Annotated in this window: 19 protein-coding genes; 9 read left to right on the forward strand and 10 right to left on the reverse strand. The window is 67.9% G+C overall.

The annotated features are described in order from the left end of the window. Window positions 1–108: 108 nt before the first annotated feature. Window positions 109–1665, reverse strand: coding sequence for a winged helix-turn-helix domain-containing tetratricopeptide repeat protein (locus IEX13_RS04910; RefSeq protein WP_188661844.1), 1557 nt, complete (start codon window positions 1663–1665; stop codon window positions 109–111). A gap of 138 nt (window positions 1666–1803) precedes the next feature. Here IEX13_RS04910 and IEX13_RS04915 point away from each other — a divergent pair, with 138 nt between their 5' ends. Both IEX13_RS04915 and IEX13_RS04920 read left to right on the forward strand, forming a co-directional pair. After that, window positions 1804–2028 (forward strand): tautomerase family protein, encoded by a 225-nt coding sequence (locus IEX13_RS04915; RefSeq protein WP_188661846.1) that lies wholly within the window; start codon window positions 1804–1806, stop codon window positions 2026–2028. A 152-nt stretch (window positions 2029–2180) separates the two neighbouring features. Continuing rightward, window positions 2181–3416 (forward strand): cation:proton antiporter, encoded by a 1236-nt coding sequence (locus IEX13_RS04920; RefSeq protein WP_188661848.1) that lies wholly within the window; start codon window positions 2181–2183, stop codon window positions 3414–3416. 16 nt (window positions 3417–3432) lie between these two features. Here IEX13_RS04920 and IEX13_RS04925 read toward each other — a convergent pair whose 3' ends face one another. Continuing rightward, window positions 3433–4161, reverse strand: a complete 729-nt coding sequence (locus IEX13_RS04925; RefSeq protein ID WP_188661850.1) for an oxygen-binding di-iron domain-containing protein — start codon at window positions 4159–4161, stop codon at window positions 3433–3435. A gap of 188 nt (window positions 4162–4349) precedes the next feature. Here IEX13_RS04925 and IEX13_RS04930 point away from each other — a divergent pair, with 188 nt between their 5' ends. Continuing rightward, entirely contained in the window at window positions 4350–4940 is a 591-nt protein-coding gene (locus IEX13_RS04930) for a TetR/AcrR family transcriptional regulator (protein WP_188661852.1), read from the forward strand. Window positions 4941–4976: 36 nt separating this feature from the next. Here IEX13_RS04930 and IEX13_RS04935 read toward each other — a convergent pair whose 3' ends face one another. Both IEX13_RS04935 and IEX13_RS04940 read right to left on the reverse strand, forming a co-directional pair. Beyond that, the gene (locus tag IEX13_RS04935; protein WP_188661854.1) at window positions 4977–5438 is read right to left on the reverse strand and encodes a hypothetical protein; all 462 of its coding nucleotides are present in this window, start codon (window positions 5436–5438) and stop codon (window positions 4977–4979) included. 60 nt (window positions 5439–5498) lie between these two features. Beyond that, window positions 5499–5978, reverse strand: a complete 480-nt coding sequence (locus IEX13_RS04940; protein WP_188661856.1) for a VOC family protein — start codon at window positions 5976–5978, stop codon at window positions 5499–5501. A gap of 216 nt (window positions 5979–6194) precedes the next feature. Here IEX13_RS04940 and IEX13_RS04945 point away from each other — a divergent pair, with 216 nt between their 5' ends. Genes IEX13_RS04945 through IEX13_RS04970 form a run of 6 tightly spaced genes read left to right on the forward strand, consistent with a single transcriptional unit; the run spans window position 6195 to window position 12169 of the window. Then, a complete protein-coding gene (locus IEX13_RS04945) occupies window positions 6195–7388 on the forward strand; it encodes a N(5)-(carboxyethyl)ornithine synthase (protein ID WP_188661857.1) in 1194 nt (397 codons plus the stop codon). A gap of 54 nt (window positions 7389–7442) precedes the next feature. Beyond that, entirely contained in the window at window positions 7443–8867 is a 1425-nt protein-coding gene (locus IEX13_RS04950) for a circularly permuted type 2 ATP-grasp protein (RefSeq protein WP_229668452.1), read from the forward strand. Continuing rightward, entirely contained in the window at window positions 8867–9808 is a 942-nt protein-coding gene (locus tag IEX13_RS04955; protein WP_188661858.1) for an alpha-E domain-containing protein, read from the forward strand. Before IEX13_RS04950 ends, IEX13_RS04955 begins: the two co-directional genes overlap by 1 nt. After that, complete coding sequence (locus tag IEX13_RS04960) at window positions 9808–10623, forward strand: transglutaminase family protein (RefSeq protein WP_188661859.1); 816 nt, start codon at window positions 9808–9810, stop codon at window positions 10621–10623. The genes IEX13_RS04955 and IEX13_RS04960 overlap by 1 nt, the downstream gene beginning before the upstream one ends. Before the next feature lie 27 nt (window positions 10624–10650). Then, window positions 10651–11394, forward strand: a complete 744-nt coding sequence (locus IEX13_RS04965; protein WP_188661860.1) for a proteasome-type protease — start codon at window positions 10651–10653, stop codon at window positions 11392–11394. Between the two features lie 16 nt (window positions 11395–11410). Beyond that, window positions 11411–12169: an MBL fold metallo-hydrolase gene (locus IEX13_RS04970; protein WP_188661861.1), complete on the forward strand. Its 759-nt coding sequence runs from the start codon at window positions 11411–11413 to the stop codon at window positions 12167–12169. A gap of 15 nt (window positions 12170–12184) precedes the next feature. On the opposite strand, the gene IEX13_RS04975 is transcribed toward IEX13_RS04970, so the two are convergent. The 6 genes from IEX13_RS04975 to cfa all read right to left on the reverse strand — a co-directional run bounded on the left by IEX13_RS04975 (window position 12185) and on the right by cfa (window position 16342). Then, window positions 12185–12529, reverse strand: coding sequence for a hypothetical protein (locus IEX13_RS04975; protein WP_188661863.1), 345 nt, complete (start codon window positions 12527–12529; stop codon window positions 12185–12187). Next, window positions 12519–13046: an RNA polymerase sigma factor gene (locus tag IEX13_RS04980; RefSeq protein ID WP_188661865.1), complete on the reverse strand. Its 528-nt coding sequence runs from the start codon at window positions 13044–13046 to the stop codon at window positions 12519–12521. The genes IEX13_RS04975 and IEX13_RS04980 overlap by 11 nt, the downstream gene beginning before the upstream one ends. Beyond that, entirely contained in the window at window positions 13046–13426 is a 381-nt protein-coding gene (locus tag IEX13_RS04985; protein WP_188661867.1) for a hypothetical protein, read from the reverse strand. The genes IEX13_RS04980 and IEX13_RS04985 overlap by 1 nt, the downstream gene beginning before the upstream one ends. After that, complete coding sequence (locus IEX13_RS04990; RefSeq protein ID WP_188661869.1) at window positions 13423–14490, reverse strand: serine hydrolase domain-containing protein; 1068 nt, start codon at window positions 14488–14490, stop codon at window positions 13423–13425. The genes IEX13_RS04985 and IEX13_RS04990 overlap by 4 nt, the downstream gene beginning before the upstream one ends. A 126-nt stretch (window positions 14491–14616) precedes the next feature. Next, window positions 14617–15210, reverse strand: a complete 594-nt coding sequence (gene trmY, locus IEX13_RS04995) for a tRNA (pseudouridine(54)-N(1))-methyltransferase TrmY (RefSeq protein ID WP_188661871.1) — start codon at window positions 15208–15210, stop codon at window positions 14617–14619. 28 nt (window positions 15211–15238) lie between these two features. Then, window positions 15239–16342, reverse strand: a complete 1104-nt coding sequence (gene cfa, locus IEX13_RS05000) for a cyclopropane fatty acyl phospholipid synthase (protein WP_425488999.1) — start codon at window positions 16340–16342, stop codon at window positions 15239–15241. Window positions 16343–16368 lie beyond the last annotated feature (26 nt).

Consider the following 16368-nt stretch of genomic DNA (forward strand, 5'->3'; position numbering starts at 1 on the left):
CGGCCATGTGTTTCAAAAACATACCGGGGCGACGCCTGGGGCGCCAGCATCATTGGTAATGGGTGTCTGTGCCCATCGCTGGCCGCCGATGGTGCAGGGGGCTGGGCTCTAGAAGCCCAGATCGCCGAGCGCCGTCGAAACCCGCGCCCGCGCCGATGCCGACTGCATCGGGAAGGCCCGGAAGAAGTCCCCGCTGCGCAGGGCCGGGTTCCGGGACTGCACGTTGCGGACCCAGGCCTGGGCCTGGCTGGCATTGCCGGCCAGCGCATGCGCCACGGCGGCGATCAGGGCGATCAGCACATGGGCTCCCGGCGCCCGTGCCGCCCGATCCGCCCAATCCGCCGCCTCGGCATCCTCGCCCTGCACCAGGTGGGTGAAGGCGCGGGTGCCGACCATGGCGTAGTGCATCGGGTCGATCGGGCTCAGGCGCATGGCCAGGTCCACGTGTTCGCGGCTTTCCAGGGCGCGCTCCGACAGCGACTCGGCCCAGGCCCGCGCGTAAAGCCCGTGTGCGTAGTGCGGGCTCAGCGCGGTGGCGCGCTCCAGCCAGCCCAGGCTGCCGTGCAGGTCGCTTTCCAGCCAGTAGCTGCGGCCCATGGCGAAGTTTACGAAGGGGTCCAGCGGGTCGAGTTCGACGCCGCGTTCGGCGAGCTGGCGGGCCAGGGCGGTTTCGCCGGCAATGTCTTCGCTATGGCGCAGGAAGGCGCTTTGGAAGTGCACGAATGACAGCCCGGCATGGGCGCGGGCGAAACCGGGGTCCTTGGCGATCGATTGCCGGAACAGGGCCAGGGCCGTCGCATTGTCGCTGCGGTTGAAGCGGTACATATGCTGCAGGCCCAGGTGGTAGGCCGACCAGGCGTCCAGGTTTTCGCTGACCGACAGGCGCGCCCGCGTGGCTTCGTGCGCGGGGATGCGTATTTCCAGTGCGGACAGGGTCTTGGCGCGGATGTCTTCGCGCAGCGGGTGCACGTCGCCGAGGGGCACCACGAAGTTTTCGGCCCAAACGACGCCGCCGTCGCGGGTATCGGTCAACTCGACCATGACGGCCAGGCGGCTCCCCGTTTGTTCGACGCTGCCGGACAGGTAATAACGAACGCCCAGCAGCCGGCCGATTTCGCCGGGGTCGGCTTCGGCGCCGCGCAGGCGGAACGAGGACTCGCGTGCGGTGACGAACAGCCAGTGCAGCCGGGCCAGGTCGGCGATCAGCTCGTGGGCAAGGGCATCGGCCAGGGTGGCGTAGGTGGCGTTCTGGCCGATCAGTCGGAAGGGCAGCACGGCGATGGAAGGCCGGACGCCCGGCGTCGCCGCCGCGGGTTCGTCATCGGCAGCCGCCACCGTCACCAAAGGCTCGGCGCGAACCACCCGCGCTTGCGCGACGAAACGAAAGCCCTTGCGGTGCAGGGTTTTGATGAAACGCTGGGTCCGGCCGTCGTCGCCCAGGGCCTGCCGCGCGGTCTTGACCCGGCTGTCGATGGCGGAATCGGACACCACGCGGCCGTCCCAGACCTTTTCGATGATTTCGTCGCGGGACACCACGCGCTCGCCGTTGGCCACCAGCAGCGCGAGCAGGGCGAACACCTGCGGTTCCAGCGGGCGCACGGCGCCGCCGGCGCGCAGTTCCAGCCTGGCCAGATCCAGCTCGAAGCCGTCGAAACGGTAGATCATGGCGCAGTATAGGGCCGCCAAAGGCGCTGCCAGGCAGTGTGGAATGTCATATCTCCAGCACTTCTCCAGGAAACCTCCAAGCCTTGCCGGCCGGGCGGGTGTGAACTGGCACCTCCCCAACCCAAGCAGGAGAAACCCATGCCCCTGGTCACCATCGACGTCATCAAGGACGTTTTCACCCCGCAGCAGAAGCAGGCCCTGATCAACAAGGTCACCGAAGCCGTGGTCGCCGTGGAAGGCGAAGCCCTGCGCGGCGTCACCTGGGTGCGCATCAAGGAGTTCGAAGGCGGCGACTGGGCCATCGGCGGCCAGCCGCTCGCAGCGAAGGACGTGCACGCCATGGCCAAGGCCAACGCCGCCTGACGCCCGGCAAACCGGGGCGGGGCGGCGGCGCCTGCCGGGCCTGTCGCCCCGTGCCCGGCGGATTCCGGCGCGGCGATCGCCGCAACGGGCTACTCTAGACCGACAAGTCCGAAGGCCATGCCGGCCTTCGGGGCGGCATTGTCGGAGACCGCATGGACGCCTACGAATTCGCGCTGTTGCTGGTCGGGCTCGCGCTTCTGGGCGCCGCCTGGGTGCCCCACCTGGTCAAGCGCAACCCGCTGACCCTGCCCATCCTTTATGTGGCGCTGGGCGCCTTCGTGTACACGCTGCCGTTGCCGCTGGTGCCGGCCAATCCGGTGCGTTTCCCGCTGATCACCGAACGCCTGACCGAACTGGCCGTGCTGGTGGCGCTGGTGGGCGTGGGCCTGCGCATCGACACCCGCTTTGGCTGGAAGCGCTGGTCGCTGACCTGGCGGCTGCTGGGTATCACCATGCCGCTGACCATCCTGGCCGGGCTGTGGCTGGGCCAGGCCTGGCTGGGCTACAGCGTGGCCACGGCGATGCTGCTGGGTGCGGTGCTGGCGCCCACCGACCCGGTGCTGGCCGGCGATGTGCAGGTGTATGCGCCCGGCGAGGGCGGCGAAGACCCGGTGCGGTTCGCGCTGACCTCGGAAGCCGGCTTCAACGACGGCCTGGCCTTTCCCTTCGTCTGGCTGGCGGTGGCCCTGGCCCTGGCCACCGATGGCGCGCCGGTGGACTGGAACAAATGGATCACCATCGACGTGCTGTGGCGCGTGCTGGGCGGCGCGGCGATCGGCATCCTGGTGGGCTACGCGCTGATGCTGCTGATTTTCCGCAGCGAAAAGGAGCCCACGCTGTCCAAGAGTGGCGAAGGCCTCACCGCCCTGGCCATCACGCTTATCGTTTATGGCGTGGCCGAGCTATGCCACACCTACGGTTTCCTGGCGGTGTTCGTGGCCGCGCTGGTCATCCGCCAAAAGGAAGAAACCAGCAAGTTCCACGGCGTGCTCGACACCTTCGCCCAGCAGTGCGAGAAGCTGCTGATGGCCCTGATGCTGCTGCTGCTGGGTGGCGCGCTGGCCAGCGGCATCCTGTCGGCCCTTAGCTGGGAAGGCGTCGTCTTCGCGCTGGTGTTCGTGCTGGTGGTCCGCCCCGTCGCCGGCTGGCTGGGGCTGATCGGCGCCAAGGTGCCGCCGCGCGACCGCTGGGCCATTGCCATCTTCGGCGTGCGCGGCATCGGCTCGTTCTATTACCTGGCCTTCGCCATGAACCACGCCTACTTCCGCGATTCACGCGAGCTGTGGGCGGTGGTGGTGATGGTGGTGGTGCTGTCGATCCTGTTCCACGGCCTGACCGCCAGCGCGGTGATGGGCTGGCTGGACCGCCGCCGGCGCGACCGCGCCTGACGGCGGCCCGAAGGCTTCACGCCAGGGCCAGTTGGTCGGACACGCCGGCCGTCGCGGCCGCTACGCCGGCGTGTAGCGCGGCCATGTCGGCGGGAAGTCTGGCCGAGGCGGCCAGCGCGGCCTGTGCCAGCCGCCGTCCGCTGCGCGTGCCGATCGGCAGGTGTGCGGTCAGCAGCAGGGAGGGTGACAGGCGCTCCACCGCGCCGAAGCGCTGGCTGCGCAGCCCGGCATCCAGGTCGGCCTGCCAGGGCGCATCGATGGCTCCCCAGGTGACCAGGCCATCGCGCAAGGTGTCCTCGCTGACGTCGTCCAGGCTCGGGGTCGCGCCCGGCAGGATCGCGCCGAAGCTGTCCACGGCATACATGGCACCGGCGTCGTCGATGAAGCCCAGGGTTTCCGGGGCGTCGTAGGTGGGCGGGCGCACCGCACGCAGGCGGCGGTCGCCGAGAGTCAGTTCGTCACCGGGCATCACCACCTGGGTGCGGGAAACGTCCATGCCGGCCAGCTGCAGTTTCGCCTGGCCAAGCATGCCCACGAGCACGCGTGCCTTGGGCGCAAGCGCCAGTATGCGCTGCAGGTTGCCGGTGTGGTCGGGGTCGGCGTGGCTGAGCCAGATCCAGTGCAGGTCGGCGGGGTCGAGCACGCTGCCCAGCGCGTTGATGAAGCTGTCGCCGAACGGCGCCATGCCGGTGTCGACCAGCATCGGCTCGCGTCCGGCGTGGACGAAGGCGTTGTTGGCAAGCATGCCAAGGCCGGGGATCTCGGCCCATGCGGGAAGGGCCGTCCATTCGGAACCGAGGGCCTGGATCGGGGCCAGGGAGGGGGCGGGGGTGTCGGAAGTCATAATCAGTGAACATGGCTGTTTAGGGAAAAGCAGCCTAAATCCGGTCCGGCGGGCTTGTCAAGTATTCAGTGAACACCTATGATTCATGAATGAACGAAAAGCGAAACTACCGGATGCGGCGGCGCGCCGAGAGCCAGGAAGAAACCCGCCAGCGCATCGTCGAGGCCACCATGCAGCTGCACGAAGAGCTGGGGCCCCGGGCGACAAGCATCAGCGCCATTGCCGATCGGGCCGGCGTGCAGCGGCTCACCGTTTACCGGCATTTCCCGGACGAAGCGGCGGTGTTCGCGGCGTGCACCGGGGAGTGGGGCCGGCGCAATCCGCCGCCCGATCCGTCCCAATGGGAAAGCGTGGTCGACCCGGCGAAGCGGATATCCGCGGCCCTGGCGGCTTTCTACGCCTACTACGCCGCGACCCGGCGCATGTGGTCGGTAGCCCATCGCGAGGCGCCCGACGTGCCCGTGCTGCAGCCCGTGCTGGCCGAATACGACCACCTGCTGGCCGACCAGGCTGCGGCACTGGCGCCGGGGCGCCGCGGTAGCAAAGCACACAAGCGTGCCGTGGCCACGATCCGGCACGCGCTCTCGTTCCCGACCTGGGAGTCGCTACAGGGCCAGGGCCTGGACGACAAGGAAAAGCTTGCGTTGGTCGAAGCATGGCTCGAAGGAGTCATGCGTTGATCAGGGTGGGGCAACGTCCGGCTGCCCGAAGGTCGACTAACGGCAGGTGATCTCGAAGCGCCCCTGGGCCTGTCGCATGGCACCGCGCAGGCTCCCGGCGAAGTAGCCGGCACCCCTGACCCGCTTGCCCGTGATGTCGAAGTTCATCGCGCTTTCGGCGTGCCACTCGGTGGTGCCGTTGGACGGGCTGACGCTGACGCCGGTCGGGCCGTCGGGCAGGTTGAAATCAACCACGATTTCGGTGCCTTCATCTTCGGCGGCGTGGCCGGCGATGGCCACCACCGGGCCGGGGGCCACCATGCACTGCACGTCGGTAATCACGGTCCAGGTCTGGCCGTCGATTTCGATGAAGCCGGCGGGGGCCGGGGCTTGTGGAGTGGCCGGAGCCTGCGTCGCCGGGGCCTCGCTGGCGCTGCCTTCCGTTTCACCGCCTCGCCCGCAGCCGGTGGCCAGCGCCGTGATCACGATAAGGGCGCTCAGTGACGTCGCAATCCTCATGTCGGCTTCCTCGGCTGGTGGGTGGAGCCCAGTGTGCCAGAGACGCCCGGGCAGCCGAAGTCAGCCCTTGCGGGCGGCCTCGATGGCGGCGATGTCGATCTTGCGCATGGTCATCATGGCTTCGAAACAGCGTTTGGCCACGGCCGGGTCGGGGTCGGTATAGGCCTCGGTGAGCACGCGCGGGGTGATCTGCCACGACAACCCCCACTTGTCCTTGCACCAGCCGCACTCGCTTTCCTGGCCGCCGTTGCCGACGATGGCGTTCCAGTAGCGGTCGGTTTCTTCCTGGTCGTCGGTGGCCACCTGGAACGAGAAGGCCTCGCTGTGCTTGAAGGTGTCGCCGCCGTTCAGTCCAAGGCAGGGGATGCCCATGACGGTGAACTCCACCGTCAGCACGTCGCCCTGCTTGCCGGAGGGGTAGTCACCGGGCGCGCGATGCACGGCCTTGACCTCGCTGTCGGGGAATGTGGCGGCGTAGAACTGCGCGGCCTCGAGCGCGGTGCCGTCGTACCACAGGCAGATCAGGTTCTTGGGGATCATGGGGGGGCTCCTGTTGGAAAGCAGGGGGCTTCGTATATAGCGGAACCTGAGTTTGGGTGCACCTCACGCCCGACTAACGCCCGAAGGCGCACTCTGTCCGTTGCACGGGCCTTCGGCCCGCTGCCGCCCCCTGCCACCGGCCCGCCGGTGCCGCACGTCCGCCGTACTCCCGCCTCCCGCTTGGCTGCCCGTGGCGCGCCTTATCAAGGACCCGCCATGAGCCTTAGTCCGAATTCCATCGGCATTGTGGGTACGTCCCGCAAGCCCGACGAACGCCGGTTTCCCGTGCATCCCGACCACCTGCCGCGCTTGCCCGAGGCGGTGCGGCGGCAGATGGTGTTCGAAACCGGCTATGGCGACGCTTTCGACGTCTCCGACGGCGAACTCGCCGCCCAGTCCGGCGGCGTGGCGCCGCGGGCGCAGCTGCTGGCGGAGGCCGGCACGGTGGTCATCGCCAAGCCCACCGTGGCCGACCTGCAGGAACTGCGACCCGGCGGCCTGCTGTGGGGCTACGTGCACTGCGCCCAGCAGCGCGCCATCACCCAGGCCGCCATCGACCGCAAGCTGACGCTGATCGCCTTCGAAGACATGTTCGTCTGGGGTCCGGACGGGCGCATCGGCCGGCACACCTTCTACAAGAACAACGAAATGGCCGGCTACTGCGCCGTGCTGCACGCGCTGGCCCTGAAGGGCATCGACGGCCACTACGGCAACCAGCGCAAGGTGATCATCTTCAGCTTCGGTGCGGTCAGTCGTGGCGCCATCTACGCCCTGAAGGCGCATGGCTTCCGCGACATCACCATCTGCATCCAGCGCCCCGACCACGAAGTGCGCGAGGAAGTGCTGGACTGCCACTACGTGCGCCTGGAAGCCGGCCTGGCCGGCGAGGCCCGCGTGGTGGTGGTCGAACACGACGGCTCGCGCCGCCCGCTGGGTGAACTGATCAGCGAAGCCGGCATCTTGATCAACGGCACCTTCCAGAACCCCGCCAGCCCCTTCGACTTCGTCACCGAAGACGAAGCCGGCTGCCTGCGGCCGGGCAGCCTGGTCATTGATGTCAGCTGCGATGAAGGCATGGGCTTCCATTTCGCCAAGCCGACGACCTTCGCCGAGCCCATGTTCAAGGTGGGCACGGTGGACTACTACGCCGTCGACCACACGCCCAGCTACCTGTGGGAAAGCGCGACGCGCTCGATTTCCGCCGCGCTGGTGGTGTACATGGAAACCATGGCCCGCGGCCGCGAAGGCTGGGAGCACGACGGAACCCTCAGCCGGGCGCTGAACATCGACCGGGGCGTGGTGCAGAAGCCCGGCATCCTCGCGTTCCAGGGCCGCGCGGCGGTGTATCCGCATGGGCCGGCAGCCGATCTTGCGGCGGCTGAACCGTTCATCGGCCTTAAGATTGCGTGAATCCGCGAAAAGTCGAGGTGTTACCCTGAGCTTTCATTCGTTGAAGGAGCCAGGATGACGCCGCAAGCGCCGCCGTTCGACGAAATGGGCTGGCCCGACCAGATCCGGCCGCCTTACGCGATGATCGATGCGTGGCTCAAATCCGCCACGCCTGAACAGCTGGCGCTCAAGCGCCGTGAGGCCGAAGTCCTGTTCCGCCGCATCGGCATCACCTTCGCGGTGTACACCGAAGGTGGCGACGCCGAACGACTCATCCCCTTCGACCTGATCCCGCGCGTGATGGCCCAGGCCGAATGGCAGCGCCTGCGCCAGGGCCTGGAGCAGCGCGCCAAGGCCCTGAACGCCTTCCTGCACGACGTCTACCACGACCGCGACATCATCCGCGCCGGGCGTATCCCCGAGAAGCTGATCCTGCACAACGCCGAGTTCCGCCCGGAAATGAACGGGCTGGATCTGCCGGGCCACATCTATTCGCACATCTCGGGCATCGACATGGTGCGCACCGGGCCCGACGACTACTACGTGCTCGAGGACAACTGCCGCACGCCGTCGGGCGTGTCGTACATGGTGGAAAACCGCGAGGTGATGCAGCGCCTGTTCCCCGATCTGTTCCGCAGGGCGCGGGTGGCGCCGGTGGCGCACTACGCCGACGAACTGCTGGAAACCCTGCGCTCGGTCGCGCCCGCCAACTGCCACGGCGAGCCCACCGTGGTGCTGCTGACGCCCGGCATCCACAACAGCGCCTACTACGAACACGCCTTCCTGGCCGACGAAATGGGCATCGACCTGGTCGAAGGCGCCGACCTGCTGGTGCGCAACGACATCTGCTACATGCGCACCACCGCCGGCCTCGAACGCGTGGACGTCATCTACCGCCGCATCGACGACGACTACCTCGACCCGCTGGTATTCCGCCCCGAATCGGCCCTGGGCGCGCCCGGCCTGCATTTCGCCAGCCGGGCCGGCAACCTCACCCTCACCAATGCCGTGGGCGCGGGCATCGCCGACGACAAGGCCGTGTACATCCACGTGCCGGAAATGATCCGCTTCTACCTGGGCGAAGAGCCGCTACTTTCCAACGTGCCCACCTACGACTGCAGCAAGGCCGACGAACTCAAGTACGTGCTTGAACACCTGGACGAACTGGTGGTGAAGGCCGTCCACGGCTCCGGCGGCTACGGCATGCTGGTCGGCCCGCAGGCCAGCAAGGCGCAGCTGCAGGAGTTCCGCGACCTGCTGAAGACCAAGCCTGAAACCTATATCGCCCAGCCCACGCTGGCGCTTTCCACCGTGCCCACCTTCGTGGAATCGGGCGTGGCGCCGCGCCATGTTGATTTGCGCCCCTTCGTGCTGTCGGGCAGCGACAAGGTGCGCGTGGTGCCCGGCGGGCTCACCCGCGTGGCGCTGAAGGAAGGGTCCCTGGTGGTGAATTCGTCCCAGGGTGGCGGTACCAAGGACACCTGGGTGCTGGAGGAATGATGCTCGCAAGGACCGCAGGCGACCTGTTCTGGCTGGCGCGCTACATGGAGCGGGCCGATTACGTGGCGCGGCTGCTGCAGGTGGCCGGGCACATGAACGCCGTGCGCGTGGACACCAACCGCAGCAGCGAATGGGAATCGGCCATCGTCGCGTCCGGCTGCCGGGAAAGCTTCAACGCCGCCGGCGACACCCCGGACGAAGAAAGCGTCATCCGCTTCCTGGCCTTCGAGCGCGACAATCCCTCGTCCATCGTCAACTGCATCGAAACCGCCCGCCGCAACGCGCGCTCGGTGCGCACCTCGCTGACCACCGAGATGTGGGAAGCGGTGAACCAGACCTCGATCGAACTGACCGATTTCATCCAGACCCCGCTCGACGCCGACCGCCTGGCCGAGTTCCTGGATTGGGTGAAGGCGCGCGTGGGCCTGTTCCACGGCGTGTGCTCGAACGGCATGCTGCGGCGCGACAGCTTCTGCTTCATCCGCACCGGGCAGTTCCTGGAGCGCGCCGACAATACCGCCCGCCTGCTGGACGTGAAGTACCACGTGCAGCTGCCCGACGTCAGCGACGTCGGCGGCGTGGTCGACTACTACCAGTGGCTGGCGATCCTGCGCGTGGTCGGCGCCCGCCGCGCCTACCGGGTGCTGTTCAAGGGCAGGGTGCAGCCGGCGCACGTGGCCGAGCTGCTTATCTCGCGGGATGTCTTCCCGCGTTCGCTGGCGTTCTGCTACGAGCAGATCACCCAGCACCTGGACGCCATCAAGGCCCAGGACCCGCAGCTGGCGTCCGACGCCAAGCGCCACGCGCACGCCATGTATGCCCACCTCCGCTTCGCCAACATCGACACGGTTATCGAAGACGGCCTGCACGAATACCTTACCGATGTGATCGACCGCACCCGCGACCTGGGGGCCGAGATCGCCAAGGGACACTTGTTCTGATGCTGCTCACCATCGCCCACGACACGCGTTACCACTACGGCCAGCCTGCCTGGCTGGTGGTGCAGGCCCTGCGGCTGTGGCCGGCGCCCAGCGCCAGCCAGCAGGTGAAGTCCTGGCGGGTGGAGGTCAACGGCAAGCTGTTGCCGTCCACCGGGGTGGATGGTTTCGGCAACCCGGTGGCCACGCACGCCATCGATCGCCAGATCAGCGACCTGCACCTGTCGGTGCGCGCCCAGGTGCGCACGCTCGACAAGAGCGGCGTGCACGGCGAGGACGCCGGCGGCCTGCCGCCGATGTTCTTCCTCAAGCCCACGCCGCTGACCCTGCCTTCGCCGGGCATCATCGCCCTGGCCGACGCCGCGGCGGGCGAGGGCGGCGGCCTGGAGTGCGTGCACCGGCTGGTCAATGCCGTGCGCGACCAGGTGGACTACGTAAGCGACACCACCCACGCCGAAACCAGCGCCGCGGAGGCCTTCGCCGCCGGTACCGGCGTTTGCCAGGACCACGCCCAGGTGCTTATCGCCGCGGCCCGCCACCTGGGCTACCCGGCCCGGTACGTCAGCGGCTACCTGTGCCCGATGGAGGTCGGTTACCCGGCCGCCAGCCATGCCTGGGCCGAATTGTTCGTCGATGGCCTGGGCTGGGTGGGTTTCGACCCGGCCAACCGGGTGTCGCCGGACGAACACTACGTGCGCGTGGCCTGCGGCCGCGACTACCGCGACGCCGCCCCCGTGCGCGGCCTGCGCCGGGGTGGCGACGACGAAACCCTGGATGTCAGTGTGAACATCACGCAATTGGCGCAGACTAGCCAATAGCGTTCGCGTTCGATGGAGAATCCCTAAGTGACTTATTGCGTTGGCTTGCTGCTTGACGAGGGCCTGGTGATGCTGGGCGACACCCGCACCAATGCCGGGTTCGACAACATTTCCTGCTTTTCCAAGCTGCAGAAGTTCCACGTGCCGGGCGAGCGCCTGATGGCGACGCTGACGGCCGGCAACCTGGCGATTTCCCAGGCCGTCATCAACCTCATCCAGGACGGCTTGCCCGACCCGGAAACCGGCAACGTCGAAACCATCTACACCGTGCCCACCATGTTCCGCGCCGCGGCGCTGGTGGCCGAGGCCGTGCGCCGGGTGCACCGCACCCACGGCGAGGCGATGAAGCAGCAGGACGTGTCCTTCGATGTTTCGATCATGCTGGGCGGCCAGATCGCCGGCCGCACGCTGCGCCTGTTCCACATCTACGCCGCCGGCAATTTCATCGAAGCCACGGCCGACACGCCCTACCTGCAGATCGGCGAGCACAAGTACGGCAAGCCCATGCTCGACCGCGCCGTCACCCGCGGCACGTCGCTGGAGGAGGGCGTGAAGCTGTCGCTCATTTCCATGGACTCGACCCTGCGTTCGAACCTTAGCGTCGGCATGCCGCTGGACCTGCTGGTTTACCGCAACGACAGCATCGACGACATCGTGGAGCAGCGGCTGGACGAAGACGATGCCTACTTCGCCATGGTCCGCGAACGCTGGTCGAAGGCGCTGGTCGAGGCACACCAACAAATCCCGGCGCCTGACTGGCTGTCGCCGTAATCTCCGGACAAAAACAATGAAGCAGCTGGCCGACACTTTCTGGAACATCCGCGGCGTGTTCCGCGTCGTTGGCATCAACATCGGCACGCACATGTCGGTGGTCAGGCGCGGCAATGGCCGCTTCGTCATCATCGACGGCTGCGACCTCGACGACGCCCAGCGCCAGCAGCTGATGGCGCTCACCGGCAACGGCGAAAAGGTGGATGCGGTGGTCCACGTGCATCCGTTCCACACGATGTACGTGGAGGCCATGCACGCGCTGTTCCCGGCGGCGGCGCTGTACGGCACCGCACGCCATCGCGAAAAGGCGCCGGCGCTGCCGTGGTCGCAGACGCCGGTCGAAACCTGGGGAGACGACCATCCGCTGGCCGACCTGCTCAACCTGTCCGTGCCCGAGGGCGTTGACTTCGTCTGCGCCGACGAGCGCGTGCACGTGGCCTCGGTGCTGGTGCGCCACCGGCAAAGCGGCATCGTGCACGTGGACGACACCTTCAACGTGATGGCCGCGTCCGGAACGCTGGGCAAGATCCTGCCGCAGTCGTCGCTGCGCATGCACCCCATGCTGTCGCGTGCGCTGACGCAAAGCGCCGGCGCCGCCGACGCCTACGCCGGCTGGGCGCGCTGGCTGGCCTCCGCCTGGTCGAAGACCTCCATCGTCTGCGCCGCCCATTCCGCCGTGCGGGAGCTGCCCGCCGGCGGCTTCAAGAAGGAAGTGGAAGATGCGCTGGCGAAAGTCGCCGACGTCCTGGACCGCCATCGCAAGCGCTTCGGCTAGGGTCGGGCGGCGGCGTCAGGCGTCGAGCCCCAGCGTGTCGCCGGCAAGCGACAGCGTTCCGGCGACCAGGAGGGCGGCGGCCAGCACGTAGGGCAGCGCGCCCAGCCAGGCCGAATCGGGCAGTGCCTGCAGTTGCGGCCACGCCTGCGCCAGCACGCTGATCCCGGGCAGGGCCAGGGCCGTGACGCCGGCCACCAGCACGACAGCGAGGCTGAGCAGCCTGCGCGCCCGTTCCCGGCGGCGCAGGCGGTCCAGGGTGGCGCGGACGAAGGCTTCGTCGTATTCACTTCGTTGTACGCGCGTCGCCCAGGCATCCAGGGCGAGATCAAGATCGTCGCGGCGATCGGGGTCATTGTTCATCGGCATAGCCCTCCAGGGCGTCGCGCAGGCGCCGCTTGGCGCGCTGTACGTGTGATTTGACCGTGCCAAGCGGCCAGCCGGTCAGGTCGGCGATTTCGCCGTGGCTCAGGCCACCGAGGCTCGACAGCACGATGGCGTGGCGCTGCGCCGGGGGCAGGGCCGAGATGGCGTGGTCGAGGTCGATGCGTGGCCCCAGCGCCTGGGCCTGGTCCGGGTCCGGCAGGTCGGTTTCGTCATCCTGCCCTTGCTTCCTGCGGCGTTGCTGCTTCGCATTGAGCCGGTAGGCGATGGTGCACAGCCAGGCGCGGAAGCTGCCGCCGCGAAAGCCCGCCAGCTTCTGCCAGGCCAGCAGGAAGGTGGCCTGGCACAGGTCGTCGGCCGTGGCATGGTCGGTCAGCCGCCGCATCAGGGCGCGGACCACGCCCTGGTGCCGTCGCACCAGGCACTCGAACGCGGGCATGTCGCCCAGGGCGGCCGCTTCGACCAGGCGGGCATCAAGGCCCGCATCGTCGTCCATCAGCCGCGGTGCCAGAAGCGCCAGAAGACAAGGTGCATCAGGCCCAGCGCCGCCGGCATCACCGACACCGCCAGGAAGGCCTGCCGGCCTGCGGGGTCCTGCAGCGGCAGCAGCCAGCCCAGGGCCGCGACCACGACCGCCAGCACGCCAAAGACGATGGCGCGCCGCAGGTCGAGGCGCTTCGGGTCGACGGCGGCCACCAGCCGCGACCAGACCTCGGCGGGAAGCTCGGCGCCGCCGTCCATGGCGGCGCGCAGGGTTTGCTGCAGGGCCTTTCGGCCCTGGTCGCGGTGCACCAGCCAGGCCCTGAAAGCGAACAGGGCGACGACCAGCAACGTCATCGGGACCAGGATGTCGGGGTTGAACTCGGTGATGTTCATGGGTTTGCTCCGGCCTGCATCTGCAGGAAGGCGTGGACGGCGGGGTTTTCATACAGTGCGGCGACGGTATCGCGGACCACCGCCATGCCGCCTGCGCCATTGGTAAGCACCACGATGCCAAACTGGCGCTCGGGGACGATAAGCACGAAAGCGCGCTCGCCCCAGTCGCCGCCGCCGTGGAAGAACACGGTTTCGCGCTTGGTTTCGTATCTCACCCAGCCCTGGGCGAAACCCATGCGCCGTGGGCAGGCGTCACCCTCCAGCCGGCCGGGCTGGCACAGCTGCGAGGAAACGTCGTGGTCGATCAGCCATCGCCTTTGTGCCACGTCGGCCGAAAGGCCGTCGCCGCGGACCACGCTGGCGGCGAAGCGGGCGTAATCGCCGATGCTGCTGTGCAGGTCGTCGGCCGCGGACGCCTGCTGGCGGACATCGGGTTCGCCCCCGCTGCCGTCCGGGCCGCGGGGGGCGGCGACATGGCCTTCGAACCAGGCTTGCCCGGTGAACGCCGTGCGGTGCATGCCGGCCGGCTTGAAGACCAGGCGCTCGGCCAGGGCTTCCAGGGGCATGCCCGCGGCGTGCTGCAGGTAGCGCGCGACGTACTCGAAGCCCTCGCCGGAATAACTGGGCCGGGATCCGGGCGGCCACTGGATGGCCAGCACGTCGTCGGTTTCGTGGCGCCAGTTGGGAAAGCCGCACTGGTGCGACAGGCAGAGGCGGGCGGTCAGTTCGTCGCGCCGTGGGTCGGCGGCGATGTCGGGGTCGGTCCAGTGTCCGGTCATGGGCGCGTCCAGAGCCGCCAGCCCCTCGCTCGCCGCCCGCAGGGCCACTTCGGCGGTAACCGGCTTGGTCAGCGAGGCCACGTTGTAGAGCGTGTCCTTCGTCGCGGGCACGCCTTCGGCCTGCTCGCCCCGCACTAGGGTCCACTGCACCTGGCCATCCCGGATCAACGCCACGCCGGCGCTGGGGGTGCCGCTTTGCGCCAGCCACTGCGGCATCTGTCCGGCGAGTGTTTCCCTGGCCTCATCGGCCGCCGGGGCCAGTCCCGGGTTTGCCACCAAAAGCATTGCCATCACCAGTCGTCCCCGTCGCATAACTCACTCCATCAGCCTTGCGCGGCGCCACGTCGGCGCTGCTTGTGTTGACTGGAGGGCAGGACAGGGGTGTTTGGATGCAGCCGGCAGCGGGTTTCGTCAGCGCTGGTCGAGTTCGTGGTGGATCAGCACCACGCACTGGGAGGCGAACAGCATGGTCTTGCCCAGCGTTATCCGCACCGCGCCAAGGCGGTCCAGGGTGTGGAAAGTGTTCTTGGGCATCGGGATGTGGTCGGTCAGCAGGAAGCAGGGGTTGCCGGGAAAGGCCTGCTCGCGGATCGGCTTGCCCTTCTTGTCCATCACGTACAGCGGGTGGGTTTCCGCCAGCTGCTGCACCAGCCGTTCGAAGCTGATCGTCTGCACGGTGACGCCGCTTTCCACCGGGCGGGTTTCTTCCTTGCCCATGCCCCGGGAGGCGTCCAGCGCCTTGGCGACCTTGGCCAGCAGGGCGGCTTCGTTGAAACCACCGATCTCGTGCATGGCGCTGGCTTCGAACCGGATCGTGCGCGAATAGTCCTGGGTGCTTTCCAGCACCAGGTACACCACCACGTCGGGCCGGTGCGACTGGGCCACGAAAATGGCGTTCATCAGCGTATGGGCCAGGATCTCCGCATGCGCGTCGCCGCCGACCGAAGCCAGTAGTTTGGCGCTGTCCGTGGGGGCCGCCCGGGCCCTGAGTACGAAGGTTCGCATGGGCCCATTGTCCACGATTGCGGGTTTGTCAGCGCGGGGCCACGTAACCCCCGGGCCGGCCGCGGGGCGAAAGCATGATCTGCCAAAGCTGGATGTTGCGGACCCGGAAGGCCGCCATGCTGGCGGCCAGGTAGTAACGCCACATGCGCCGGAAACGTTGGTCGTAGCGGGCCGGCAGGCGGTCCCAACCGGCTTCGACATTGTCCCGCCAGGCCTGCAGGGTGCGGTCGTAGTCGGTGCCGAAGTTGTGCCAGTCTTCCAGCACGAACAGACCCTCGCTGGCAGCGGCTATTTGTGCGGCCGAGGGCAGCATGGAATTGGGGAAGATGTAGCGGTCGATCCACGGGTCGGTGTGGTTGGTCGAGACGTTCGTGCCGATGGTGTGCAGCAGCGCCAGCCCGTCGGCCGGCAGGCACTGTGCGGCGAGTTGGAAGAAGCGCCGGTAATTGCGCACGCCAACGTGTTCGAACATGCCGATCGACAGGATCCGGTCCACGGGTTCATCGAAGCTACGGTAGTCCTGCAGCCGGATCTCGACGGGAAGGCCACGGCACAGCTCGCGGGCATAGTCGGCCTGCTCCCGGGAGATCGTCAGCCCGATGCCGCTCACCCCGTAGCGTTCGGCGGCGAACTTCAGCGCCTCGCCCCAGCCACAGCCTATGTCGAGCAGTCGCTGTCCCCGGGCGAGTTCCAGCTTCCGGCAGGCCAGGTCCAGTTTGGCTTCCTGGGCAGCGTCGAGGTTGGCCGCCGTGCGCCAATAGCCGCAGCTGTAGACGAGCCGCTTGCCCAGCATCAGCTGGTAGAGATCGTTGCCCAGGTCGTAATGGCGCTTGCCGACCACGTAGGCGCGTCGTCGTGATTGCACGTTGATGAGCCAGGCGCGCAACGAGACCCAATAATCGCCCCAGCCCAGCACCTGGCGATTGAGCCGGGCGGCCAGAAGGCGCGCAAGCAGCCCGTCCAGGGAACCGGTATCCCAGTCCCCGTCCATATAGGACTCACCCAGTCCCAGTGAGCCCTCGGCCAGGACGCGGGCGAACATCCTCGGGTTCCGTACCTGCAGGTCCCAGGGCCTGTCGCCGTCAAGTTGCACGTCCGCCCGTTGCAGCAAGGCGGAGACTCGGGCTTGCATATGCCCTCCCAATATTGCGTGGGAAG

The sequence above is a fragment of the Arenimonas soli genome (assembly GCF_014643775.1).
Classification (GTDB): Bacteria; Pseudomonadota; Gammaproteobacteria; order Xanthomonadales; family Xanthomonadaceae; genus Arenimonas; species Arenimonas soli.